Raw genomic sequence first — 22,568 nt, 5'->3', positions numbered from 1 at the left:
CCCGGTAAAACCCCCGGATCCGGTACCCGACATGTTGAACCTGCATGGCACTCCTCCCTCGCCAAAGAAGTGCCAAAGGTTTGTGAACTTATGCAGTAATTCGTACAGGAGCTTAGCCATGACCTTTCTCTCGGCCGTGCCTGGCGGCAATCCGCGGGAAATCGTCCGCCATTTCACTCCCAACTGGTTTGCCGCCAACATGGGGACGGGCATCCTCGCCCTCATGCTCGCCCTTTTTCCCTATGGGCACTGGGGACAGTTGGATCTAGCGCGTGCGCTCTGGTGCATCAATAGTTTTTTCTTCGTGCTCTTTGGGTTGCTGTTCATTGGCCGGGCGGTGTTCTATGCCGAGAGCTTTCGCAGGCTCTTCGATCACCCGGTGCAGTCGCTTTTTTTGGGCGCCATCCCGATGGGATTTGCCACCATCATCAATGGCTTTTTCATCATTTGGCCCCTTTCGGCCACGACATTGGCCGTGGCGCATGCTTTCTGGTGGATTGATGTGCTGCTTTCTGCCTTATCGGTGCTCTTGGTTCCATTTTTTATGTTCACCAGCCAAGGTCACAGCATGGAGCGGATGACGGCAGCTTGGCTCCTGCCGATTGTGCCCCCCGAAGTCGCTGCGGCCAGTGGTGGACTCTTGGCCCCACATCTGGCGCCAGCAGCCGCCGAAAACGTGATCTACACCAGCTATATCTTGTGGTCGGTATCGGTGTTGTTGGCTTTGGGGGTGCTTGCCATCCTCTTGCTGCGTCTCACCCTCCACAAGTTGCCGCACCAAGACATGGCGGTATCGAGTTGGCTGCCGCTCGGGCCCTTGGGCACCGGTGCCATGGCAATGATCACCCTGGGTAATGCCGATTTTGCCACTTTTCATGGTGAGCTTGCCGAAATGGCGCACTTTGCGCAGATGGCCGGCTTACTGGTGGCGCTCATTTTGTGGGGTTTTGGTCTCTGGTGGATGCTCATGGCCGTCGCCTTTACCCTCCGTTACCTGCGCGAGGGCTTGCCTTTCAATATGGGCTGGTGGGGCTTTACCTTTCCCCTCGGAGTCTTCGATTCCGCTACCTATCTCCTTGCCGATAAGACCGGCTACTGGCTCTTCGAGCCCTTGGGTGCCTTCTTTACGGTTTTACTCGCCTTTTTCTGGATCGTCGTTACCCGCAAGAGCTTTGTCGGCATGTGGACCGGCAGGCTATTTCGCGCACCTTGCTTGTCGGAAGAAACCGGCCTGCCACAAAGCTGCGAGAGACCAGCCGTTCAGCAGGGTGGGGATATCATGAGCACCCTGCGCCAGTAACTCCGCGTGTTCTCGAGCGCTACCAGGTGGCAAGCTCCCCCCGGCTTGCCTACAATAGTGCCATGCGCCCATAGCTCAACCGGATAGAGCAACGGCCTTCTAAGCCGTAGGTTGGGGGTTCGATTCCCTCTGGGCGCGCCAAAATGATCAGCGACTGCTCTCGACGCAACCACATGATATTTTGACGCGGTGAGAAGTCGTCCAAGCAGGCAAGAATGGCATCGGAATGGATAGTTCGGGCAGTGGAGAACTCCGATCATGAAACGCGGCAGACAGATGGCTGAATTCGTATGATGGGGACCTGGGCATACCGCATTTTTAGATAGGGGTTATGCGCCACTAGAACTCAGTATTTTCAGGCCGCAGATACGCTGTACATTGAGCCGCCTCCTTGCATAGTCTCTGAGACCAAGGATTTTGATGCAAGCAGCAACATATGCGCCTGTACCATTGAACATGCCAGCGTGAGGGCGGATGTTCCGCGCTTTTCCTTTGAGCAGATTCGATGCCACGCGAGTACATCTTGGGAGTGCATGTTTCTGGCCATGATAGCTTATGGACGGATTCCGGGAGCGTTCCGTGCGCGACGGTGGGACGGGAAGCCTTTGCTTTGCAGGACCGGTCTTGGCAAGGACTGGGGACCGCTGGCGGCGCGCTAACGGGCACCCATTTGCTAGCCGCCTCCGTCCGGGTTTTGTTGGGCGGCGTTTTCGGCAGGGTGAGCATTCACCCGCAGCATTTCAGCGCGTAAGGCCATCATCTGCTGGCGAATGTACTGGGCTACGAAGTTTTGTGCGAGACCAAGTGGTACGGCGATCTGCGGTTTCATTGTGGATTCGTAATCTACCACACTGCCGGCGGCGGTCGGATGGACCTGCGCGCGGCCGCTTATTTGTACATTTCCGTTGGTGCTATGAAAAAGCACCATTCTATCCGACGCGAAACGCACTGACATCACGACATAGGAGGGAAGGCGTAACCAGAGCAGGTCGACAAATCCCTCCTGCAGTACGGCTTCGCGCGCACCGTTGCGCCAGAGAATTTGGCTTTTGCGCATTTGCGGTATGAATTGTGCCATGTGGTCGTAATCCGTCATTACCGCGAAGGCCTGCGCGGGGCTTACGGCAACCGGAAAACTCGCCCGAATGGCAAAGCCCCCCGCGATTGGCTGCACTGCAACCTGCAGATGCGATTCATCCTGAGCCAGCGTCGGTAAAGGGCAGCTGACGAGTACACTACATAGGAGCCATCCGCAGCGTCTACACCACGACTGCCGCATCTTGCTGCGGATTTCCATAGCTACACGTTTTTTCATGACCACCTCTGGCGATGATGGTGGCGTTTGTCTTTCTGTAGCGACTTGTGCCCGCTGGCACGGCGCTCGGCTCTAATGGTTCTGTTTGCAATACGGAGCTATCGGCAAGCCGGATGCACCGTGCAGTGCATCTGGGCGCTGTGCTCACCGGCGATAGCCTCGCCCGAGCATGGCGCTGAGAGGGATGGGGATATTCGCCGATGAAGAGCGAGTGTTGTTTACAACAGGCTGCGTGCGGCCTTGCCGATGCCCTCGGCACTCATCGGATGCTGGTCGGCAAAACGCGCCAAATCATAGGCCGTGTGGCCGCCGACGATGGCGGTACCGATCTGGCCGATGAGATTGCCGGCATCGATACCCACCACCCAAGCGCCGAGCAGACGCAAACTGCCGGGCTCGAAAAAGAGGCGGATTTCGCCCTCCATCCGTTCGAGGATTTGTGCCCGAGAGTCTTCCGCAAAAGCGTAGCTGGCGCTGACGAGGGTGCGCCCCTCCTTGGCTGCTAGCGCTGGGGTGATGCCGATATAGGCGGCGGCGGGGAGGGTGAAGATGGTGGTGGGGACGTTGCGAAAATCGGCGTAATCGCAAGCTTGGTTGCCGCCGAGGATGTTGTGCGCGGCGACCAATGACTGCCGCACTGCGGCATGAAAAAGTGGCACGCGTCCGTTCACGTCGCCGCAGGCATAGATGTGCGGGTAGCGGGTCTGCAGACTCGTGCCGACGCTGATGCCATGCCGGTCGGCGGCAATGCCAATGGCCGCAGCCCCCTCGGGTAGGATCGGTCGTCTTCCCACTGCGAGCAGCACCGCATCCCCCTCGAGGACTTGTTCTTGGCCATCGCGCAGGTAGCGCAGGCTGCGCTTGTTGCCAGTGCTTTTTTCGATGGCCTGTACGTCGACCCCGGTGAGGATGGAAATGCGCGGGGAGAGGAGGGGGAGGAGCAGGGCAACCATCTCCGGGTCCATGCCTGCCAAGAGTTGATCCCCCTTCTGCAGCAGGGTCACGCGACTACCGAGGGCGGCAAAGAAGCTGGCGGTTTCGAGACCGATGTATCCGCCGCCCACCACAATCAAGTGCTCCGGAAGGGTTTTCAGCGTGGGATCGGGCTTATACAGATCGTGGCTGGTGAGCGCCAGCTCGGCGCCGGGTAGGGGAGGCACGAAGACATCGGAGCCGCTGGCGATGATGATGTTGCGGCAGTGATAGCGTTCCTCACCCTGCTCGCCCTCGACCTGTACGGTATGCGGATCGAGCAGGCGCGCCACGCCTTTGACCAGAGTCAGGTTGGCAACCGCAGCCAGTTCCTCGGCATGCTGCGCGTAACGCCGCGCCTGGATGGCATCTTTGTGGGCAACCACGGCGGCATAATCGACTCTTGTCTCGCCGCTCAAGCCAAGCTTTTGAAAACGCTGCTGCGCCTGGGCCAACTCCGCCGTCTCCCGCACCGCCTTGGAAGGCACACAGCCCTCGTACAGGCAATTGCCGCTCATCACCCCCTTGGGGTCGACCATGAGCACTTGGGCGCCCGCCTTCGCCAGCCGAAACGCCGCCGGATACGCGGCCCCGCCCGCACCAATGGTCAATAGGTCCAGTTCCTTCATCTTGCCCTCCTGTCTCAGTCGCTGATTTAGTGTAGATCATTTTCGATAGTTTGGTCTGATTTGGTTTGGATGTGGTGCAAAAAAACCACGGCGGTGCAAATACACCAGACTGTATGGTGCAAATAAACCGCCTGGGGTAGCCGATCTAAAACAATAACAATATAACAATATGTTTTTATTAATTGATAATTGAGGGTTTTGGTCGGGTATGAAGGATGCTTGCTCGGGGGGCGATGCCAGCTTCCAGCTGGCCTCGACTCGATACCAACAGGGGGTTTTATGCTGATTGAAAACACACTCCCCATCCTGCTCAGCCGCTTGGATTTTGCATTCATCACGTCGATGCACATCCTCTGGACGCCGGTGACCATCGGTATGTCGTGGCTCCTCTTCTTTTTGGAGGTGGCTTGGCTGCGCTCGGGGAACGAAAAGTGGTACCGCTTGCAACGCTTTTTTGAAAAGCTCTTTATCGTCAACTTCGGCGCCGGGGTCGCGACTGGCGTGACCATGGAAATGGCCTTTGGCATTCTCTATGGGCCCTTCTCCCAGGCCGTCGGTCCTTTCTTCGGCAACATTCTCGGCTTTGAGACCATCACCGCCTTTATGTATGAGGCGGGTTTCATCGGTCTGATGATCTTCGGCTGGGGGAAGATCGGCAAGGGGATGCATGTCTTCTCGACCTTCAACGTTGCCTTGTCTTCGAGCCTGTCGGCCATGTGGATTCTGGTCGCCAATGGCTGGATGCAGTCGCCCACAGGGGTCGTCCTCAAGGATGGACTCTTTCAGGTGACTAACTGGTGGGAAGCCATCTTCAACCCGAACTTCAACATCGGCTTTCCGCACATGTGGATTGCGACCCTAGAGCTTTCGCTCTTTTTCTTTGCCGCAGTGTCTGCTTGGTTCATCCTCAAGAACCGGCATGTGGATCTTTTCACCACCCTGCTCAAGCCCACGTTGCTGGCCTTGATTGTGATCACGCCGCTGCAGATCTTCATTGGCGATGAGTTGGGCCGAGAAGTAGCAACAGATCAGCCGACTTCCTTGGCGGCCATGGAGGGTCACTTCCATACCTATCTGCCCAATGGCAAGCCCAACACCAATTGGAATCTGATCGCCATTCCCGATGTGACCGCAGGTAAGAACCTGTTCAGCATCCAAATTCCGCATGTCTTGAGCCTGCTCGAGACCCATACTTGGAATGGTGTAGTAACGGGTATGGATCAGTATCCGGTAAAGGATCGCCCCAATGTTTGGGTGCCTTTCTATGCCTTCCGGATCATGGTCGCCATTGGCTTTTTCCTCTTCTTCATGGCTCTTTGGGGCAACTGGTTGCGGATTCGCGGGCAGTTCAGCGCCGAGAAGATCCGGCAGCATCCCAACTTTTTGCGCCTCATGGTCTTTAGCGGCTTCTTGCCCTATCTCGCGGTCTGGACTGGTTGGTGGACGCGGGAAATTGGTCGGCAGCCCTGGGTGGTCTATGGCCTGATGCGCACCTGGCAGGGTGTCAGCCACATGAGCGTGCCGGAGGAGTCCCTCTGGTTTGCCGGCTATATCGCCTTTGAGGTCATGGTCTGGGGTGGGGCTTGGTATTTCTTCACCCGGATCATCAAGAAGGGGCCCGACCTGACGAGTCCGGTGATTGGCTCCGAGCCCAGTGAGTCTGCTGGTGGAGGCATCGCACAGGCGTCTTTTGCCAAGCCGACTCTCGAGCGCAGCCGCTAAGTCGTCCATTGGGTGGGGCGTAGTATTGCCCCACCATTTCAGGAGAATTCGTAATGAACGATATCAGTACTATCATGCGTATTCACAGCTCCCTTGGGACCTTTTGGTGGATCCTGCTCGGGCTGTTCTTTGTGATCTACATCATTCTCGACGGCGCAGACCTGGGCGCCGGAGTCTTTTCCCTATTCCTCAAAAATGAGAATGATCGTGCTGCCGTCATGGCTTCCATGGCCGGCACCTGGGATGCCAACGAGACCTGGCTGGTGGTGGCCGGTGGGGTCATTTTTGGGGCTTTTCCCCTGGTCTACGGTTCCACCTTCAATTACCTCATGGTTCCGCTCATGTTCGCGCTCTGGGGGATCATCTCCCGTGCCGTGGCCTTTGAGTTTCATGTCCATGCCAAAGGTAGTCGAGCCTTCTGGGGCAAAATGTTTGGCTTGGGGAGTCTGATTGCTGCGCTCTTTGCCGGCATCGCCCTTGGTGCCACCCTGCAAGGTTTCCCCATGGCAACGGGAAATGCGCAAGGGATTCAGGTGGCCAATGACCCCTTCGTCAACACCGTGCCACATTTCTCGGGCACGGCCCTGAGTTTCTTGAGCCCGTTCAGTATCTGGACCGGCATTGCAGCGCTGATTGCTGGAGGATTGGCTGGCACGCTCTACCTTTGTGCGCGCTTCAAGCAGGAGGATCATATCTACAAGATGGCGCACTCTTGGGCGACGATCTTCTCCTTTCTGGCCTTGGGCGCGGTGGTGATAACCTTGGTGTGGTCCTACGCCATCCTACCCAGCGCTGCCAAGTGGACCGGCGATGGCTGGTTTGGCTGGCTGATTCTGCTGGTAGCTATCCTGATCTCGGCGTTCAAGATGATGAGCGCCCATGCCGCGCATCGGGATTTTCCGGCACTACTCTGGTGTGGTGCGATAGTCGTATTGATGTGGGGTGGAATGTGGGCGACGAACTTCCCGTATATCGTGCCCAACACCTGGACCATTGCCGCCGGAGCCAATCCTGCCAATGACCTGGCCATTCTCACCCTGTTCATGACAGGTTTCGTGCCGGTAATGATCATGTACAACGCCTACCAGATCTGGGTGTTCCGCCATCGGCTCACCCACCTGGCAGGGTATGAAAGCCATTAGGGCTTGAAGTATCTTTAGTCAAGCACCCGCAAACCGCAATGGCTTGCGGGCGGTTTTGACGCGTGACCGGCGTCCGCGCTACACTTCGCGCACCGGAGAGATGGCCGAGAGGCTGAAGGCGCTCCCCTGCTAAGGGAGTATGGGGCTAAACACTCCATCGAGGGTTCGAATCCCTCTCTCTCCGCCATACCAAAAAGCCCTGAGAAATCAGGGCGTTCTTGTTGCTGCGGTGCTAGTTATGTTAATCGGGAAAACGCTCCTTGACGATGGCGTCATCGGCGCCGCCGAGAAGTGCCTTGGTTTGCATCAGTAATTCTTCGGCGCGTAATTTGTCCTGATTATTGGCTGCCTGCCAGATGGGAAAGAGAGTGTTTTCTTCCCGATTTTCGTGCTTGGCCAGGGAGCCGGAGAGTACGGCGCAGATAGCGGGCAACATGGCGTAGTCTTTTTCCAAAAAGGTCTCATCGACTAGGCGCGACTGTTGGATGATACTGTCGTGCTCAAAGAGCATATCGGCCAACGGCCCTTTTTTCTCGCCACCACCGAGGACCGGTCCGAGAATAAAGTTTTCCATGTGCACATGGCGGCGCAGACCGATCCAGTAGTCCTGAAAAATGCTTTCCGCTTCGGCAACGCGGTTGGCATTGGCCGCCGCCAGCACGTCGGCAAACTGTCGATCGAGGCGGTAGTGGTCCCAAGTGAGGAGGTCGACTACATCTCTGGCCTCGGCCTCCTTACGCGGCCGCACTTCGGCCTGCCAAACCCCACCGGCATCGCTGACCGACCAAGAAATCGCGTCGCGCAATTGAAAGGCAGTGGCGCGTAGCAAACTTTGTGGATCTCGATCGATTTGCAAAACGATTTTTTGCCCGAGACCCAGGCGTTGCGCCGCGCTGAAGAGCATCGGTCCTGCCTTGGCATCGGCAATGTCCCGTAGGTCGAGACTCAGGGTATTCGGTTCGGCCACTGCTGCCATCGTCATCTCCTCGTTGTCTCCTGCACTCGACAAGCATACGCCTAAGCTTTACGGGGCGCAGCTATTCTTCAGCTACCCAACAGATGATTGATCGATTCGAGGTCGGCCAGGTCCAACTGACCGGCAGCCGCTTTGAGCGCGATTCGGGCGGTAATTTGCCGGTAGTAAGCGACGTTGTACTGCTGCTCGGCACGGGCATAATCGGTGGCGGTTTGTAACAGGTCGATGATCGAGCGGGTGCCCACTTCGTAGCCCTTGCGAGTACCCTCGAGGGAAATCTTGGCCGATTGCACCGCCTCTTTTGCCGCTTTGAGCTGGGCAACGCTATTTTTGAGATCGAGAAAGGCGCTCTCGACGCGTAGCTGGGCGGCGTCGCGCACGCTGCCTAGATGATCGGCACTTGCCATGCTTTGGGCCTCTGCTTTCTGCACCTGGCTGGAAATCTGTCCACCTTCAAAAATCGGCATGGACAGATTCAGGCTCACACCGGCCTGATTTTCGGTAAAGCCGGGGAAGGGATTGCCATGGACGTGTTGGGCGATACCTTGCAAATCCAGCTTGGGCCAGCGGGCGCGGCGTTGCACCTCGACCTCGTCTTGGGCGGTTTGCGTCTCTGCCTCGGCTTGCAGAATCTGCGGCTGTGATTTGAGGGTTGCCGCCACCCAGGCCTGCATATCGTCGGGCTGTGGACCGAGGGCCTGATAGTTCCGCAGTGGTGCCAGCTGTCCAACGGGCTGATGGGTGAGGCGCTCCAGTTCCTTGCGCGCGATGGCGGTGGCATTTTGGGCCTGGATTTCATCGGCCTTGGCAGAATCCAAGCGCGCCCGTGCCTCGCGCACGGAGATGATATCGCCGGTACCGATACGTAGCATCGCTTCGGTTTGCTCGTAGATGCTCTGCAGCAGCTTGGTTTGCTTGGCCGCCACTGCTTCCTGTGCCTGGGCCTCGAGCACCGCAAAATAGGCCTTCGCTACGCGCAAGGCGAGATCCTGCTCGGCATAAGCAAGGCCCGCCGAGGCTGCCTGAATGCTGCTGCCGGCTTCTTTGAGGGCGGCGAGGGCGGGGCCATTGAAGATGGCTTGACTGAGGGTGACGCTGTAGCTGTTGGACAAATACGCTTTGCTGAGGTCGAGGCCGGCAAAGCCGGAGAATTTGCCGGTATTGAAACCGACGCTGGCGCCGAGGCCAAGATGCGGCAGGTAGGCAGAGCGCGCAAGGGGCTTATCCTGCTCGGCGGCCTGCAATTTGGCGCGTGCTTCGGCAAGACTGGGATCGGTGCGCAGGGCTGCTTGATATGCGCTAAGCAGATCTTCGCCAAAAACGGCTGGGCTGAGCAGCAGCGCAGCAAGGGCAGGCAAGAGGGTGCGACGTAAGGCAGACATGGGCAACGAGCTCCGTCGAAATCTGAACTTAGTGTACTGACCGGCCGGTCAGTTCGCAAGGACGCGTAGACGATTAGGGAGTCTATGGTGGGTAAAGTAATGCTGCCCAGAGCGCGAGTTTGTAGAAGCGGGTTGTTTGTAGTGGGAGCGGTCGTTATTGTAATCGAAACGAGCATTGGCATAGTATGCCAACGTATCTTGGAGGAGGGTCGCCATGCCGACACGCAATGTTGTTCTCACGGAGCATCAAGCTGCATTGGTAGAGCACTTGGTTGTCAGCGGCCGCTACCAAAACGCCAGCGAAGTTTTGCGCGAAGGTTTGCGTCTTGTCGAACAACGCGAGGCTGAGGATGCTAGCCGTCTAGAGGCGCTGCGCGCTGCCGCCAAGGTAGGTATCGCTGATATCGAGGCGGGTCGCTACAAGAGCTTCGATACTCGGGAATCCCTGCGTGCGCACCTCAAAACCGTGGTAGCGCAAACGCTAGCTAAGGCATGAGCAAACCGTTGTGCGTTCGTCTCACTGCCAGTGCCGAGGCCGACCTGCTCGATATTACAGTCTGGACGGTGGAGCACTTCGGTTTTTCGCAGGCTGAGTGCTATATCGACACCTTGACAGACGCCATTGCGGCCCTGCACGAGGGGCCTGACATCCCAGGAGCCAGAGCAAGAGACGAAATTGCCCCTGGCATCCGCACCCTGCACGTAGCGCGGCAAGGCCGCAAAGGCCGTCACTTTATACTGTTCCGAGTCGCGCACGGGCGGATGATTGAGGTGCTCCGCCTGCTGCACGACAGCATGGATTTGTCGAGACATTGGCCGAATGAAAACGCTGCAGTCGAATAAGTCTGTGCGCAGCGAGGCTACCATTTGCCCTGCATCCATAATCTCCCGGATGTTCACGTCGCCCGTCGTGCAATTTCCCGTGTCGCTTTTCTGATCGCTCCTGCTACTCTCGACATTCCTATCTTGGTCTCGCGACAATGTAAGAAGCTGGGCGGTAGGACCGCCGCGTTTGGCGAGATGATACAGGGCGAGGGGATGCAGGCAGAGGAAATCGCATATCGGGAAGACAGCGCCCGGCTCTTTGCGCAGATTGCCGTGGAGGAGGGGGCGGCCTTTTTGGATAGTGGCATGGCGCCCGGACCGCGGCGGCAACGGGATGTATTGCTGCGCGAGCCCTACGCCTGGATTTGGGAAGATGCCGACGGTGTCTGGCGACAGGCGCGGGGCGCTCAGGCGCAACGGCAGGGCGAGTCACTGTTCGCAGTGCTCCGCGCGGAGATGCGCAAGACCCGTGCATCGACCACTGTGGCGGGGGTCGATTTGCCCTTGCTCTGCGGCTTTCTGCGCTACGATGCGGGAGTGACGGCGGTGCTCGGTCGGAAGCCGGCCGGCAGCCAGCCCCAGGCCGTCTTTGCCGCCTATGATCAGGCACTGGTGCAGGATCATCGTCAGCAGTGCGCCTGGATCTTGGGGAGCTTGGCGGCACGGAAGAGTTGGCAGGAGCGCTTGACCGCGCCAGTGCCGCGCCCGGAATTCCAATTGTGCGCACCGGGTGTGCTGGCGCGTTGGCAGTACGCCGAGTATGCCGCCGCCTTTGCGCAAGTGCAGGAGTATCTGCATGCCGGCGACTGTTACCAGATCAACCTCGCGCAATCCTTCCACGCGCGCTGGCGGGGAGATCCTTGGCCCTTGTACCAGCGGCTGCGGGCGCGTAGCCGGGCGCCGTTTTCGGGGTATTTCCGCCATCCTTGGGGGGCCTTGCTGAGTGTGTCGCCGGAGCGTCTGCTGCGCTTGCACGGTGGGCAACTGGAGGCACGCCCAATTAAGGGCACCCGCGCGCGATCACTCGACCTGCAAGAAGACCGGCGGGTGGCCGAGGAGCTTTGCACCAGCCGCAAGGACCGCGCCGAGAATGTGATGATCGTCGATTTGCTGCGCAATGACCTGGGGCGGGTAGCGGAGGTGGGATCGGTGCAGGTGCCAGAGCTCTTTGCCTTGGAGTCCTACGACCAGGTCCATCACTTGGTGAGCAGTGTGCGGGCGCGCTTGGCGCCGGACTACGATGCCTGGGATGCCTTGGCAGCCGCCTTTCCCGGTGGCTCCATCACTGGGGCGCCAAAACGGCGGGCGATGGAAATCATTGCCGAGCTCGAGGCCGAGGCGCGGGGCATCTACTGCGGCAGTTTCGGCTATATGACGGCGGCGGGGGATATGGACTGGAATATCCTGATTCGCAGTATCGAGCTGCAACAGAATGGCAGCCTGCAATATTTTGGTGGCGGCGCCATCGTGATCGACTCCGACTGCGCCGCCGAGTATGCCGAGAGTTTGAGCAAGGTAGAAATGATTACCGAAACCCTGGCGGAGTTTTTGCCGCCGAGTGCCGCCTGCGCTACAGTGGCGCGCTGATTCGGGAGCCTTTCATCCATGCCGGCAATACCAGAAAACTCGCCTGTAGCCGGGCACAAGCGCAAATTTTCCTGGAGCTTGTTCCTGCAAATCGTCGTTACCCTTTCCATTTTTGCTTGGCTTTTTCACAAGACCGATTGGGCGGCACTGACCAATCGCTTTCTGCAAATCCAGATGTCCTGGTTTGTGCTGGCGGTTCTGGCTTATGCGCTCAACCTCGCAATTTCTACCTTGCGTTGGAATCTGATTTTGCGTGCGGCGGGTAAACACGCGCCCCAAATCTGGCTTTTGCGCTTGATTTGGGTTGGGGCCTACTTCAATCAGGTATTACCGGGTTCGGTTTCGGGCGATGTTTTGCGTGCCTGGTACACCCGCCCGCAGACGGGCTCCGCCACCCTGGCCTTGGCGGTGGTCTTTGCCGATCGCTTCATTGGCATGGGGGCGCTGGTGAGCATCGCTTTACTTGCTTATCTGATTGGCGGACGGGGTTTGCATTTGCTGCCAGGCATGGGTGAGACGGTGGCTTTGCTCAGCCTTGGCTATTTCAGCATTATCGTCTTGATTGTGACTCCGAGCCTCAATTTTTTGGAGCATCGAGTCGGTAAATGGGGCCGTAAACTGCACGATATCCGCGACGGCATGGGTATGCTCCTGCGGAATCCTCCGGCCCTGATCGGCACCTTTCTGCTTTCCGTTCTCGTGCAGTTCTGCTCCATCCTCATGTTTTGGAGTCTTGCACACGCCCTCGGCGAGCGGCCGGATGCCGTGGCGCTCTGGGTGGTGTGGCCGGTGGTGAGCCTCTTCTTGGCGCTACCGATTTCCCTGGCGGGCTGGGGGCTGCGCGAGGGGCTCCTGGTTTTTTACCTGGGGGCATTGGCAATGAGCCACGATCAGGCCTTGGCTTTATCGCTGCTCTTGGGCGCAACGGTATTGCTGACCAGCCTGCCCGGGGCCGCGCTCTGGCTCGGCATATATCGTCATCCCCTCGCGCAACGCTCGCACTAACAACTCTCTACGCAAAAACGAACTACAATCTAAAAGCGTGGTCCATACCCATGACGCAGAGGCGGAAGGAGACGCTGTGGAGAGCAGTTTCGGTGAGAGTGCGGCCTGGATTCGGCGGTCGACTACCGATCTAAAGGCCTTCGTGGAAGCCCTGGCCGAGCGGTTGCAGCAGAGTATGCCCGGATTGGTGGAGGTGGAGCGTCGCAAAGACGGTCTGTTCTCCCACCATCAACACCTTGCGCATTTGGTGTTGCATGCCGGGGACTTCGACTTTCACTTGCAGTTTGATGGCACCCATATCGAGACCCTGCGCGCCCGTACCGTGCGCGGCGTGGTGCTGAAGCGTGACATCTTACCCCTGGGCGAGTGGCTGCAGTCCTTGCTGCAGGAAACCGCCACCATTTCCTCGGAAATGCAGGCCGCCAGTCAAACCCTGCACGACTTTTTGCTGCAGTAGCGAGGTGACTATGTCTCTATGGGACAAGATTCAGAAGGGCTTGCACGAAGTTGCGGGAGACTTGGAAAAGACCGTGGCCAATGTGGCCAGTCAGGTGGGTGCCGTAACCGTCGCCCCCAGCGCCGCGGCACAACAGCGCGCGGCGGAATGGCAGATGGCCTTGCAGCAGCGGCGTCTGCCCAATTTTGTGCAGGAGCGTCTGCGCGCCACGGCGGCAGGGCAGCGCCCTTGGATACAGACCGGGCCGGTAGCGGCTCTGCTCATGGAACGTACCCATGGTATCCATCCCCTCGGCGCGGTTGGTGGTAACTGCTGGTATCACTTTGGCTTTTCGTGGACGCAGGGACATTACGACGGCTGGCATGAGGCCATCGACCGGCTGCGTTTGGAGGCGGTCGCCCTGGGAGCCAATGCCGTCCTCAATGTCGATATGCGGGTACGACGTGGCGATGGCGAAGATATGGACTACGCCCTGATGGGCACGGCGGTACGCATTCAAGACCTTCCTCCCTCGCCGCAACCAGCGGTGGCAACGGTTTCTTCCCTAGAATTCGTACGCCTGCTCGAACAGGGAGTGGTGCCGGTGGGCATTGCCATTGGTGCCGAGTACGACTGGTATCAGCCCTGGGGCGGGACGATGCTCGACCAAGCCAATCAGCAGGCCCCGTTTGCGGCACGATTCTGGAACATGGAGATTCCGGATCTCAGCAGTTTTCAGGAAAACGTTCGGCGTCGGGCCCTGTACAATTTGCAGCAGGATGGCCGCAAGCTCGGTGCTGGAGTCCTCGCCCATACTCAATATTCCCAGCTGTATCGGGTCAAGGCCGATCAGGGCGAGAGTTTTCTCTGCCGCCACATCGCCATTGGCACCGCCATCAGTTACGACACGACAGCTTCGCCCAGTCACGAATTGCATCCCACCCTGTCTTTGGGTGGGCCGCTACGCTCTTTTCGCCCCCATCGCAAGGATCTGTTATGACGCAAGAAACCCTCGCTCCCCACGCCGTCGAACGCTTGCGGGGACTGCGCTCCCAAGGCAGCCACGAAGGCATCTTTACCTCCGATCTTTCGGTCAACGAATTTGTGATGGTCCGCAAGGCCCAATTCGAACCTCTGGGTCTGGTGGTCGGCTCTTGTATCTACCATATGGGTATTCAGTACGGCAGTTGGAATCAGAACATGGAAATGGATGTTCTCTCCCAAGCCATGTATCAGGCGCGGGAGCTCGCCATGAGTCGCATGGAGCAAGAGGCCATCCTGCTCCAGGCCGACGGCGTGGTGGGCGTGCGGCTGGAAGTAAAGCGCATGGACTGGGACCAGGACATCCTCGAATTCATGGCCATTGGTACCGCCATTGCCCATCGTTCTGGTGCGCCCGGCTTCAAGGGCGTGGGCGGTAAGCCCTTTACCAGCGACCTCTCGGGGCAGGATTTTTGGATGCTGTTACAGGCAGGCTATCGGCCCATGGAAATGGTGATGGGTTCTTGTGTGTACCACGTCGCGCACCAGGGCGTGTTGCGCAGTATGGGTAACATTGGCCGCAACATCGAGCTGGAGCAGTTTACCCAGGCCATGTACGACGCCCGCGAACTGGCCATGGAGCGGATGCAGCGCGAAGCCGCTGATGCCCAGGCCGATGGCATTACCGGGGTGCAGCTGCACGAGGGGAGCCACAACTGGCAGCCGCATGTGATCGAATTTTTTGCCGTAGGGACGGCAGTGAAGGCGATGGACAACGCCGACGCTCAAGTCGATGCCATGCGTCCGCAACTGGTATTGCCAGTCAACGATTGATTATCAGGGAGATTGACGATGTCTTTATTCAAGCACGCTTCAGAAATTGTGCAGGCAAAGATCAACCATTTTCTCGACAATGCCGAAGATCCCGCCGAGACCCTGGATCTTTCCTACGAAAAGATGATGAGCAATCTGCAAGACACCAAGCGGCACCTTGCCGATGTGGCCACGGAAAAGCTGAGCCTTGAGCATCAGATGGCAGATGCGCAAAAGGCCGCCGATCAGGCGGAGGCCGATGCTCGTACGGCGCTGCAGGCTAATCGCGAGGATCTCGCCAAGGCAGAGTTGGCACAAAAACAGGCGGCTCTGGCCAAGTTGCAGTCCTTGCAAGATGCCCACGACAAAATTGCCGCACAGGTGGCCAAGCTCACGGATTTTGAGACCAAGCTGCAGGATCGCATCGAAGCCTTCCGCACCCAGAAAGAAGTGATGAAGGGGGAATTGGCAGCCTCCCAGGCGGAGATCGAGGCTGAAAACTCTCTGTCGGGACTCGGCAAGGGAATGAACGATGCCGGCGAAGCGATGCAGCGGGTACAGGATCGCGTCGCACAGTCCCAGAGCAAGGCCGAGGCGTTGGAATCGCTCATGGATTCCGGCGCGATCGATGATCCCCTCGATCACCGTAGTCGTACCGACAAAGACATGGCACAGCTGCGCGAGCAGAGTGGGGTCGATGCGGATCTCGCTCGCCTCAAGGCGGAGATGGCCAAGCCGCAGTCAGGTTCCTGATGCGAGAATCCCTTCCCGCCACCAGTCGGCCAAACAAGCCTGCGTCCACGCTGGAGCGTACTCGTTGTGCGGGAATGCGGCGGCGTGGGCTTGTGCCGCAAAGAGCGGCGCAGCGGCGAGGGCGGCGGCCAGGCGCGCTTCCGGAATGCCGAGTTCGCGAGTACATACTGCGCCACTGCAGTCGCGGAATATGAGTAGATAACAATCGCGCGGTGCCGGCGGCGCGGTGCCAAGATGCACGGCATACGGGTAGTGTTGCAGGCGCACCGCGGCGGCAAGCTGCAGGCACGCGTCCGGTAACGCCTCTTCGTGAGCCTCCGCCAAGGGCGCCGTGCTGATCGCCAGGGTCAGGGTCAACCATTCCCAATGCAGCGAGGCGGGCAGATATTCCGGTAGCTCCGCATGCTTGTCTATCTGCTCTAGCACAAAGGCAAGAAAAGCATCCGGAACCTGATGAAAGCTTGGGCTCGGGCAGGAGCCACGAGCAAGAAAGTCATCCACCAACGCTTCCCAGTCTTGGAGAGGGATCAGGGCCTTGCTCTGGGGAAAGGCGTCCTCCAGACTCGCAGCAAAGCTCGCCCGCATCATCTCGCGATAGAGGACAAAGATTTCTGTGGGCATACCAGCCGGTGGCTGTGCTCGTGCTTGCCGCAGGCGCTGGGCAATATCCTGTAAACGTGCGGGGTAGTCAGGCGATGCTTGCATTGCGCAGCTGCTCTAGCTCAGCCAGTAGGGTGTCGAGGGGCGGGATGTCGTTGTCCCACTCCAAAAGCGTTGGGCGTGAGCCAAATCGTTGCTGGGCTTGGCGCAGCAGATCGCCAACCTCGGTGCTGACCCCGGAGTCGTGGGTATCGATTAGCCAACCTGCGGGGTGCTGGTAATGGCCGGCAACATGATAGTAGCGGATTTTTTCGGCGGGCAGAGCGGCCAGGAATTCTTCGGCAAGATAGCCATGATTGCGGCTATTGACGAAGAGATTGTTGAGATCCAGCAGTAACTCGCAGCCGCTTTGCGCCAAAACCGCGAGGAGGAAATCGAGCTCGCTCATGGTCGATTCGGGAAATTGCCCGTAATAGGCAGTATTTTCCAAGACCAAGGGGTGGCCAAGAAAATCCTGTACTTGTTCGATACGATCTACCGTCCAAGCCAGGCTTTGCGCATGAAAGGGAATGGGGAGCAAATCATGTAAGTAGCCCTGGGCGTCGGCGCAGTAGGAGAGATGTTCGCTATACACGACGGCGCCGTGCTCCTGCAAAAAGCTGCGCAGCGTGCGCAGAAAATCCCAGTCGAGGGGTGCCGGTCCGGCAATGGATAGGGAAAGCCCATGGCAAAACAGCGACTTTTGCTCAAGCACGCGGGCTAGATCGCGAGCCGGGGCCCCGCCAAAAGCAAACCAGTTTTCGGGGGCGATCTCGACAAAGTCGACGGGAAGCTCCGCCGCCGCTTCGGCAAACTGCGGCAAGAACTCCCGCCGCAGCCCCAGACCCCAGGTACTCACGTGAATCTTACATCCCTTTCTTTTCCATGTAGCTTTTGCCGCATTTACCACCGTGGGCGCGAATATCTGCCTTGCTGGTGCAGTGCGCCTCGCTCATCTTGGCTTTGCTGCGGGAGCAATTCCCTTCACCCATCATCCGTGAGCAATTGCCCTCGTGCATAGCGCCTTGGGCAATTTGTTGTTGACCGTTCATCGGTGCTGCAGTCGTCATGGCTTCGCCCGGAAGGGGAAGACTGCCCAGGCTAAGGGCAAAAAGGGAAGCCAAACCAATTTTTGTCGTATTGTGCATCGTGCATTCTCCGCGTCTTATTACAACTTGCCCACTCTACGCCAACCGCTAGGCCGCTATCAAACCTCACTCACATTGCTCAGACCCAGGCGGGTCATGCGCCGCCAGAGGGTCACCCGATCGATTCCCAATTCGCGTGCCACCGCACTACGGTTGTTGGCGTGTTTTTGTAGGAGATTGACGAGGGCATCCCGCTCTTCCTCTGATTGTTCCAACGCAGCGCCCTCGTTACTGGTCTGGCGCTTTTGTACCCGCTCGACAAAGTCCTGGGGCAGGTCGGCCAGCTCTACTTCCGGGCCGTTGGCGCAGATGCTGGTATATTCCATGATATTGCGCAGTTCGCGCACATTGCCCGGCCAGGGGTAGTCGAGGAGGAGATGTTTGACCTGGGAACCCAACTTGCGTGCGTTGCGGCCACCAAATTTGGCAAGGAAGTACTCTGCCAAGAGGATGATGTCCGAACGGCGCTCCCGTAGCGGCGGCACGTTCACCGGAATCACGTTGAGGCGATAGAACAGATCGGCACGAAAGTCGCCGCGCTCGACTGCTGCTTTCAGTCCCTGATTGGTTGCCGCTACCACTCGCACGTCTACCTTGCGGGTTTTCATCGAACCGATGGGCTCAAAGCTTTGCTCTTCCAATACCTTGAGTAATTTTGCCTGATGCGGTTTGCTCAGTTCGCTGATCTCATCAAGAAACAAGGTACCCCCATCGGCGGCGGCAAAGCGGCCGATGCGGTCGCCCACGGCGCCAGTGTAGGCACCCTTGGCGGCACCAAAGAACTCTGCTTCCCAGAGATTTTCGGGGATGGCGGCGCAATTGACCTCGACCAAGGGCTTGCGCGCGCGCTGACTGCTGTCGTGAAGCAGGCGGGCGAGCATGCCCTTGCCGGTACCCGATTCGCCCTGGATGAGAACGCTGGCGTCACTGCCTGCCACCTGCTCGATCAACTCGATCGCCCGCAGCATTTGCGGATCGCGACTGTGGATTCCCGCCCGCGCCTCGCCCGAGAGGCTGCGTTCGGCCTGCCGCAGGGTGGTTACATCCTCAATAAAAAACACCCGGTATTTTTTGTCGCGTTGCCTGACCATCCGCGTGCGCATGGCGAGAATGCGGGTTTCATTGTTGTGGGTGACGACCCGGTCCCAACTGATACAGCTTTCCGCCGGTCGGCTGACCGCATCCTCATGACCGGCAGAGATAGCGGCCCGCACGATTTCCTTCTGCAATTGTAAATGCGGAATCTCACGCAGTTGGGTGGCTTGCTGGATCCCCAAAAATTGGTCTGCCACCGGATTGAAGTACAGGATATTGCCTTGCTGGTCGGCAATCATCATGCCGAAAGGGATGTTGTCGATCAGCTGCGGCATGACTGCTGAGAGGATGTCCCGAGTTTTGCTGTCGAGGTCGGTCATTGGTTCTCCTGCGGCGGCACGCCTCCACCCTGTGGATATCCGTACGGACCAGCATAGTCCGGCCCAGGATAGGCAGGCGGGGCACCATAGGGCTGAGCATAGCCCTGGCTGGGTGGCAATGGCAAAGGACGTGAAGGCCCGGCATAGGCGCTATTTTCTCCGGCCCAGGGAACCATTCCTGCAAAGAAGGAGAAGGGCGGCGAGACATTCTTATTCAAACTCCAAAAATCCGCCTGCATTTGCCCGGTTGCCTGTGCCATATAGTTGGTAGATGCCGTCATACGACGCATATCGCCGGCCATGCTATCCATATTGCGCTGCACATTGGGGCTGAGGGCCTGGACTTGTTTCGTCATGGCGCGCAGATCGTGGCTCATTTCCACCGCCAAATAGAATTCATAGGCGGCCAACACCAAAAAAGCGGTCAGGCCAGCAAAGACGATCAGACGCAGTTGGCGATCGGAGAGTCCGGCGAGGTTGTGATGATCCGCGGGGGACGGCTGGGTGTTTTGGCTCATTTACGCTTTTCCTTGGGTTGAGACTGCCGCGCAAGTAATTTTTGCGCAAGTTGAGGGTCCAGGCGCTGCAGGGTCGGGAGTAAAGCCCCAGCTTCCAGAGGGCGGCCCTTGGCAATCAACGCCTTGGCCGCCAAGTAGTAATTTTCCGCAGCAAGCTGGGGCTGACCGGTTTGGTAGTACAAATTACCCAGCTCTCCGTACCAACTCGGCTGTGGATGTTCCTTGATCAATTTTTGGTAAGCCGTAATGGCACCAGCGATATCTCCGTGCCAGAAGTCCGCTCGCGCCTGATTGGCAAGATCATTCACCGCACTACTTTGCTCTTTGGGTGCTACTTTTACTGGCGCCTTTTTGGGCGCTTGCTGGGCTTTGCTCGCTTTGTGCGCCGCTGGCGCGGTCTTGGTTTCCGGCTTTTTTGGTGTTGTCTTGCTTGCCTCCGCTGCACTGGCAAGCGAGCAATTGCCGATGGCAAGAGCCATGACCATGGTGGTCATGAAAATCCGCCTGGGTACTGACACAGCTACGCTTCTTATGGTCATCTTGCCAACTCCGCTTGTAATTGCGTGGCGGCCTCGGGATTCAGCCGGGTGAGGATGGGAATCAGCGCCGCCGCTTGGGCATAGCGTCCTTGCTGCAATAGCAGTTTTCCAGCATGGCCGTAGGCATTGGCGGCGGCAATCCTCTGCCCCGCAGCCCAGAGCACATTTCCCAGCTCGCCGTAGAGTGCAGCTCGATCGGGCCGTGCGTTAATCAAGGCCTGGTAATCGCCAATGGCTACCGGGTAATCGCGCATCCAAAAGGCTTGCCTTGCAGCCATGAGCAGAGTGAGTTGGCGATCATTGAGGCGGGTTTCCGCGCCCAAGGGAGTGGGTGGCACATAGCTCGGGCTTGCCGCCATGAGGGGAGGGAGAGGGGTGCTTGTTGCCGGTTTTGGCTCAGCAGCTGCCTTTGCCTCGGCGGGCTTGGCAGCCTCACCACGCCATTCCGCCCAATGGCGTACAAAGTAAGCGCGCACATTTTGCCAGTCCTCTTGCCAGGAATGAGGATGTTGGATGGCGGCAATGCCCAAGAGCACAATCGCCACCAAAAGAATCAGAAAAATCAGGCGCGCCAGAAAGGTTCGCATATCAGGACTCCTGCCGGGTTTGTGGTGTTGCCGTCATGGTGCAAAAGGTCCCGGAGGGGGCGGCACGTCCAGAGGCGGGTTGGCTGCGGGTGGCGGAGGCACGGGTTGCGCCGCAACTTGCGGGGCTGCTACGCCGGTTGGATAGCCATAATAAGCGCCCTCCGGCGGATACGCAGGGCCCGGTGCGGGGTAGGCGGCGGGCGGCGCATAGTAGCCTGCGGGTCCAGCATCGGCACCACCGTAATATCCCTCATAGGGGCCGCTGTAGGCGCCGTAGGTACCGGTGCTAAAGGTCATGGGCCCGCCGCTTGGGCGCTGAATATGCATGCTGCCCATACTCCAGGGCCCCATGCTACCGGAAAATGGTCCACCCCAGCCCGAAAAGGGTCCAGCAGCATTCTCCATGGGGCCCCATCCACCCCAAGGCCCCCAAGCAAGAGCGGAGCTACTTGCCAGGGCAGTCAGTGCTGCAAGGGCAAGTAGAGTGGCAGCACGACGTGATTTTTTGCTCGACATGATTTTCACCTCCAGTTACCACCAGCCCATGGGAGACATCGGCCCCCAGGGCGACATGGGACTTCCCCAACCGGACCAGGGGCTACCGCCCCAAGGCATGGCGCCACTCCAGGGGGTGCCCCACCCGGACCAAGGCATTCCGCCGCCCCATCCAGTCCACGGGGTGCCGCCGCCCCATCCAGACCAGGGTTGTCCCCAGCCGTTCCAGGGGCCGCCAGAGAAATTCATGGGGCCGCCGTGGGGAAATTGCATACGGAAGCTGCCCATGCTCCACGGGCCGAAACTACCCTCGCCGGGGCCGCCGTAACCACCCCAGGGTCCGGCATTGCCGTCCCAGGGGTTGCTGTACCCGCTCCCGCCCCAAGGGCTCCATCCCGACCAAGGATTTCCTCCGCCCCAGGGCCCCCAAGCGAAGGCGGTTGCCGGTAACGCCAAAGTCAGTAAGGTAGCAACGGCCAATCTCGTCTTTTTCATGATCACCTACCTCTCGTTACAACGGGACGACTAGATGTCCCTTGGCAAAATCATCTAGGCCCCCAGGGGCCGCTCGCCCAAGGTGGCGGTGCATAGGGGCCGGGACCCATGGGCGGGCGGCCAGGACCGTAGGCAGCCGGGGCTCCATAGGGCATGGGTGGCATGGCCGGATTCCCGCGCATCTCGGGCAGCGGCGGATAGGGACCCTGGGGCGGCGGTCCATAGGCTCCGGGCTGAGGGCCGTAGGCCGGCGGCATCCCATAGGGTGTGGGATAAGGACTTGGTCCCATGGGGGGCATGGGCGGGCGACCAGACCCATAGGCGGCGGGGCCTCCGTAGGGCATTGGTGGAGGAGGCGGCGCCATGGGTCCTTGCCATCCGCCTGCGGGGTTTCCATTCATCTCCGGCAGTGGCGGGTAGGGGCCCTGGGGCGGTGGGCCATAGCCACCGGGCTGTGGCCCATAGGCCGGCGGCATGCCGTAGGGTCCGCGGGGGCCACCCATCTCCGGCAGTGGCGGGTAGGGGCCCTGCGGCGCTGGGCCGTAGGCTGGTTGCGGCATTGGTGGATAGACTTGCGGCCCAGATGCCATCATCTGCGGCTGCGCTGGGTACGGGGTACCCTGGGGAGCGGGGCGGTAGCCTCCCATGGGTCCATAGCCCCCGGGTTGCGGGCCGCTACTGCCGGCGCTCAGCTCCTCGGGCGATACCGGATAGGGGCCGGGGGGCGGCGGCACATAGGCGATGGGTTCCGCGCGCGGAGCCATCGCCGAGTTTGCAGCGCCGTTCCACGCTGGCGCCGCGCCATAGCCCTGTGGGCCAGAATTGGCGGGCATCATATTGTTTTGGGGAGCAGGCATTGTTGCCGTCCCGGCATCGCCTAGATCGGAAGAGCAC

General features: G+C 59.1%; 24 protein-coding genes, 2 tRNA genes and 1 pseudogene. 13 read left to right on the top strand and 14 right to left on the bottom strand.

Annotated elements, in window-relative coordinates; genetic code table 11:
* Nucleotides 1–118: 118 nt before the first annotated feature.
* The gene (locus RTI30_RS06260; protein ID WP_312262541.1) at nucleotides 119–1,300 is read left to right on the top strand and encodes a TDT family transporter; all 1,182 of its coding nucleotides are present in this window, start codon (nucleotides 119–121) and stop codon (nucleotides 1,298–1,300) included.
* Between the two features lie 64 nt (nucleotides 1,301–1,364).
* Nucleotides 1,365–1,441, top strand: a tRNA-Arg gene (locus tag RTI30_RS06255).
* 532 nt (nucleotides 1,442–1,973) lie between these two features.
* On the opposite strand, the gene RTI30_RS06250 is transcribed toward RTI30_RS06255, so the two are convergent.
* Together RTI30_RS06250 and RTI30_RS06245 are read right to left on the bottom strand one after the other, a co-directional pair.
* A complete protein-coding gene (locus RTI30_RS06250) occupies nucleotides 1,974–2,579 on the bottom strand; it encodes an SRPBCC family protein (RefSeq protein WP_312283455.1) in 606 nt (201 codons plus the stop codon).
* Nucleotides 2,580–2,833: 254 nt separating this feature from the next.
* Nucleotides 2,834–4,216: a dihydrolipoyl dehydrogenase gene (locus RTI30_RS06245; protein WP_312262543.1), complete on the bottom strand. Its 1,383-nt coding sequence runs from the start codon at nucleotides 4,214–4,216 to the stop codon at nucleotides 2,834–2,836.
* A gap of 279 nt (nucleotides 4,217–4,495) precedes the next feature.
* Here RTI30_RS06245 and RTI30_RS06240 point away from each other — a divergent pair, with 279 nt between their 5' ends.
* The 3 genes from RTI30_RS06240 (at nucleotide 4,496) to RTI30_RS06230 (ending at nucleotide 7,267) form a co-directional block, all read left to right on the top strand.
* Complete coding sequence (locus tag RTI30_RS06240; RefSeq protein ID WP_312262544.1) at nucleotides 4,496–5,938, top strand: cytochrome ubiquinol oxidase subunit I; 1,443 nt, start codon at nucleotides 4,496–4,498, stop codon at nucleotides 5,936–5,938.
* Nucleotides 5,939–5,991: 53 nt separating this feature from the next.
* A complete protein-coding gene (locus tag RTI30_RS06235) occupies nucleotides 5,992–7,080 on the top strand; it encodes a cytochrome d ubiquinol oxidase subunit II (protein WP_312262545.1) in 1,089 nt (362 codons plus the stop codon).
* A 94-nt stretch (nucleotides 7,081–7,174) separates the two neighbouring features.
* Nucleotides 7,175–7,267 (top strand) — tRNA-Ser (locus tag RTI30_RS06230).
* A 54-nt stretch (nucleotides 7,268–7,321) separates the two neighbouring features.
* Here RTI30_RS06230 and RTI30_RS06225 read toward each other — a convergent pair.
* Nucleotides 7,322–8,056 carry a DUF2249 domain-containing protein gene (locus RTI30_RS06225; protein ID WP_312262546.1) on the bottom strand — a complete coding sequence of 245 codons (735 nt, stop codon included), beginning with the start codon at nucleotides 8,054–8,056 and terminating at the stop codon, nucleotides 7,322–7,324.
* 68 nt (nucleotides 8,057–8,124) lie between these two features.
* Nucleotides 8,125–9,438 (bottom strand): TolC family outer membrane protein, encoded by a 1,314-nt coding sequence (locus RTI30_RS06220; protein ID WP_312262547.1) that lies wholly within the window; start codon nucleotides 9,436–9,438, stop codon nucleotides 8,125–8,127.
* Nucleotides 9,439–9,652: 214 nt separating this feature from the next.
* Here RTI30_RS06220 and RTI30_RS06215 point away from each other — a divergent pair, with 214 nt between their 5' ends.
* The 8 genes from RTI30_RS06215 to RTI30_RS06180 all read left to right on the top strand — a co-directional run bounded on the left by RTI30_RS06215 (nucleotide 9,653) and on the right by RTI30_RS06180 (nucleotide 15,838).
* Nucleotides 9,653–9,934, top strand: coding sequence for a type II toxin-antitoxin system ParD family antitoxin (locus RTI30_RS06215; RefSeq protein ID WP_312262548.1), 282 nt, complete (start codon nucleotides 9,653–9,655; stop codon nucleotides 9,932–9,934).
* Nucleotides 9,931–10,281 carry a type II toxin-antitoxin system RelE/ParE family toxin gene (locus tag RTI30_RS06210; RefSeq protein WP_312262549.1) on the top strand — a complete coding sequence of 117 codons (351 nt, stop codon included), beginning with the start codon at nucleotides 9,931–9,933 and terminating at the stop codon, nucleotides 10,279–10,281. Before RTI30_RS06215 ends, RTI30_RS06210 begins: the two co-directional genes overlap by 4 nt.
* Nucleotides 10,282–10,458: 177 nt before the next feature.
* Nucleotides 10,459–11,850, top strand: a complete 1,392-nt coding sequence (pabB, locus tag RTI30_RS06205; protein ID WP_312262550.1) for an aminodeoxychorismate synthase component I — start codon at nucleotides 10,459–10,461, stop codon at nucleotides 11,848–11,850.
* Nucleotides 11,851–11,868: 18 nt separating this feature from the next.
* Nucleotides 11,869–12,855: a lysylphosphatidylglycerol synthase transmembrane domain-containing protein gene (locus tag RTI30_RS06200; protein WP_312262551.1), complete on the top strand. Its 987-nt coding sequence runs from the start codon at nucleotides 11,869–11,871 to the stop codon at nucleotides 12,853–12,855.
* Between the two features lie 76 nt (nucleotides 12,856–12,931).
* Nucleotides 12,932–13,312, top strand: a complete 381-nt coding sequence (locus RTI30_RS06195; RefSeq protein ID WP_312262552.1) for a hypothetical protein — start codon at nucleotides 12,932–12,934, stop codon at nucleotides 13,310–13,312.
* 10 nt (nucleotides 13,313–13,322) lie between these two features.
* Nucleotides 13,323–14,291 carry a heavy metal-binding domain-containing protein gene (locus tag RTI30_RS06190; RefSeq protein WP_312262571.1) on the top strand — a complete coding sequence of 323 codons (969 nt, stop codon included), beginning with the start codon at nucleotides 13,323–13,325 and terminating at the stop codon, nucleotides 14,289–14,291.
* On the top strand, nucleotides 14,288–15,106 hold the full coding sequence (locus RTI30_RS06185) for a heavy metal-binding domain-containing protein (protein ID WP_312262553.1): 819 nt from the start codon (nucleotides 14,288–14,290) through the stop codon (nucleotides 15,104–15,106). Before RTI30_RS06190 ends, RTI30_RS06185 begins: the two co-directional genes overlap by 4 nt.
* 18 nt (nucleotides 15,107–15,124) lie before the next feature.
* A complete protein-coding gene (locus RTI30_RS06180; protein WP_312262554.1) occupies nucleotides 15,125–15,838 on the top strand; it encodes a PspA/IM30 family protein in 714 nt (237 codons plus the stop codon).
* Here the strand turns inward: RTI30_RS06180 and RTI30_RS06175 are convergent.
* The 10 genes and pseudogenes from RTI30_RS06175 to RTI30_RS06130 form a co-directional block, all read right to left on the bottom strand.
* Nucleotides 15,827–16,543, bottom strand: a complete 717-nt coding sequence (locus RTI30_RS06175) for a putative DNA-binding domain-containing protein (protein WP_312262555.1) — start codon at nucleotides 16,541–16,543, stop codon at nucleotides 15,827–15,829. The genes RTI30_RS06180 and RTI30_RS06175 overlap by 12 nt on opposite strands.
* Nucleotides 16,527–17,336, bottom strand: coding sequence for a DUF692 domain-containing protein (locus tag RTI30_RS06170; RefSeq protein ID WP_312262556.1), 810 nt, complete (start codon nucleotides 17,334–17,336; stop codon nucleotides 16,527–16,529). The genes RTI30_RS06175 and RTI30_RS06170 overlap by 17 nt, the downstream gene beginning before the upstream one ends.
* A 7-nt stretch (nucleotides 17,337–17,343) precedes the next feature.
* Nucleotides 17,344–17,625, bottom strand: a complete 282-nt coding sequence (locus RTI30_RS06165) for a hypothetical protein (protein WP_312262557.1) — start codon at nucleotides 17,623–17,625, stop codon at nucleotides 17,344–17,346.
* 59 nt (nucleotides 17,626–17,684) lie between these two features.
* Nucleotides 17,685–19,040, bottom strand: coding sequence for a sigma 54-interacting transcriptional regulator (locus RTI30_RS06160; protein ID WP_312262558.1), 1,356 nt, complete (start codon nucleotides 19,038–19,040; stop codon nucleotides 17,685–17,687).
* Nucleotides 19,037–19,558 carry a hypothetical protein gene (locus RTI30_RS06155; RefSeq protein WP_312262559.1) on the bottom strand — a complete coding sequence of 174 codons (522 nt, stop codon included), beginning with the start codon at nucleotides 19,556–19,558 and terminating at the stop codon, nucleotides 19,037–19,039. Before RTI30_RS06155 ends, RTI30_RS06160 begins: the two co-directional genes overlap by 4 nt.
* The gene (locus RTI30_RS06150; protein WP_312262560.1) at nucleotides 19,555–20,052 is read right to left on the bottom strand and encodes a hypothetical protein; all 498 of its coding nucleotides are present in this window, start codon (nucleotides 20,050–20,052) and stop codon (nucleotides 19,555–19,557) included. Before RTI30_RS06150 ends, RTI30_RS06155 begins: the two co-directional genes overlap by 4 nt.
* Nucleotides 20,053–20,093: 41 nt before the next feature.
* Nucleotides 20,094–20,684 carry a hypothetical protein gene (locus RTI30_RS06145; RefSeq protein ID WP_312262561.1) on the bottom strand — a complete coding sequence of 197 codons (591 nt, stop codon included), beginning with the start codon at nucleotides 20,682–20,684 and terminating at the stop codon, nucleotides 20,094–20,096.
* Between the two features lie 33 nt (nucleotides 20,685–20,717).
* Nucleotides 20,718–21,200, bottom strand: coding sequence for a hypothetical protein (locus RTI30_RS06140; RefSeq protein ID WP_312262562.1), 483 nt, complete (start codon nucleotides 21,198–21,200; stop codon nucleotides 20,718–20,720).
* Nucleotides 21,201–21,215: 15 nt separating this feature from the next.
* Nucleotides 21,216–21,674, bottom strand: a complete 459-nt coding sequence (locus RTI30_RS06135) for a hypothetical protein (RefSeq protein ID WP_312262563.1) — start codon at nucleotides 21,672–21,674, stop codon at nucleotides 21,216–21,218.
* A gap of 50 nt (nucleotides 21,675–21,724) precedes the next feature.
* Nucleotides 21,725–22,568, bottom strand: a pseudogene (locus RTI30_RS06130) (hypothetical protein); the annotation flags it as partial.

The sequence above is a fragment of the Candidatus Igneacidithiobacillus taiwanensis genome (assembly GCF_031962545.1).
Lineage (GTDB): Bacteria > Pseudomonadota > Gammaproteobacteria > Acidithiobacillales > Acidithiobacillaceae > Igneacidithiobacillus > Igneacidithiobacillus taiwanensis.
Note: the sequence above shows the minus strand (reverse complement) of the source record. Positions and strands in the feature narration are given on the sequence as shown.

Excerpts from the sequence above, each read along its gene's own strand:
- RTI30_RS06260 (WP_312262541.1), top strand. The coding sequence starts at position 119 with ATGACCTTTCTCTCGGCCGTGCCTGGCGGCAATCCGCGGGAAATCGTC.
- RTI30_RS06250 (WP_312283455.1), bottom strand. The coding sequence starts at position 2,579 with ATGCGGCAGTCGTGGTGTAGACGCTGCGGATGGCTCCTATGTAGTGTA.
- RTI30_RS06245 (WP_312262543.1), bottom strand. The coding sequence starts at position 4,216 with ATGAAGGAACTGGACCTATTGACCATTGGTGCGGGCGGGGCCGCGTAT.
- RTI30_RS06240 (WP_312262544.1), top strand. The coding sequence starts at position 4,496 with ATGCTGATTGAAAACACACTCCCCATCCTGCTCAGCCGCTTGGATTTT.
- RTI30_RS06235 (WP_312262545.1), top strand. The coding sequence starts at position 5,992 with ATGAACGATATCAGTACTATCATGCGTATTCACAGCTCCCTTGGGACC.
- RTI30_RS06225 (WP_312262546.1), bottom strand. The coding sequence starts at position 8,056 with ATGGCAGCAGTGGCCGAACCGAATACCCTGAGTCTCGACCTACGGGAC.
- RTI30_RS06220 (WP_312262547.1), bottom strand. The coding sequence starts at position 9,438 with ATGTCTGCCTTACGTCGCACCCTCTTGCCTGCCCTTGCTGCGCTGCTG.
- RTI30_RS06215 (WP_312262548.1), top strand. The coding sequence starts at position 9,653 with ATGCCGACACGCAATGTTGTTCTCACGGAGCATCAAGCTGCATTGGTA.
- RTI30_RS06210 (WP_312262549.1), top strand. The coding sequence starts at position 9,931 with ATGAGCAAACCGTTGTGCGTTCGTCTCACTGCCAGTGCCGAGGCCGAC.
- pabB (WP_312262550.1), top strand. The coding sequence starts at position 10,459 with ATGATACAGGGCGAGGGGATGCAGGCAGAGGAAATCGCATATCGGGAA.
- RTI30_RS06200 (WP_312262551.1), top strand. The coding sequence starts at position 11,869 with ATGCCGGCAATACCAGAAAACTCGCCTGTAGCCGGGCACAAGCGCAAA.
- RTI30_RS06190 (WP_312262571.1), top strand. The coding sequence starts at position 13,323 with ATGTCTCTATGGGACAAGATTCAGAAGGGCTTGCACGAAGTTGCGGGA.
- RTI30_RS06185 (WP_312262553.1), top strand. The coding sequence starts at position 14,288 with ATGACGCAAGAAACCCTCGCTCCCCACGCCGTCGAACGCTTGCGGGGA.
- RTI30_RS06180 (WP_312262554.1), top strand. The coding sequence starts at position 15,125 with ATGTCTTTATTCAAGCACGCTTCAGAAATTGTGCAGGCAAAGATCAAC.
- RTI30_RS06175 (WP_312262555.1), bottom strand. The coding sequence starts at position 16,543 with ATGCAAGCATCGCCTGACTACCCCGCACGTTTACAGGATATTGCCCAG.
- RTI30_RS06165 (WP_312262557.1), bottom strand. The coding sequence starts at position 17,625 with ATGCACAATACGACAAAAATTGGTTTGGCTTCCCTTTTTGCCCTTAGC.
- RTI30_RS06160 (WP_312262558.1), bottom strand. The coding sequence starts at position 19,040 with ATGACCGACCTCGACAGCAAAACTCGGGACATCCTCTCAGCAGTCATG.
- RTI30_RS06155 (WP_312262559.1), bottom strand. The coding sequence starts at position 19,558 with ATGAGCCAAAACACCCAGCCGTCCCCCGCGGATCATCACAACCTCGCC.
- RTI30_RS06150 (WP_312262560.1), bottom strand. The coding sequence starts at position 20,052 with ATGACCACCATGGTCATGGCTCTTGCCATCGGCAATTGCTCGCTTGCC.
- RTI30_RS06145 (WP_312262561.1), bottom strand. The coding sequence starts at position 20,684 with ATGCGAACCTTTCTGGCGCGCCTGATTTTTCTGATTCTTTTGGTGGCG.
- RTI30_RS06140 (WP_312262562.1), bottom strand. The coding sequence starts at position 21,200 with ATGTCGAGCAAAAAATCACGTCGTGCTGCCACTCTACTTGCCCTTGCA.
- RTI30_RS06135 (WP_312262563.1), bottom strand. The coding sequence starts at position 21,674 with ATGAAAAAGACGAGATTGGCCGTTGCTACCTTACTGACTTTGGCGTTA.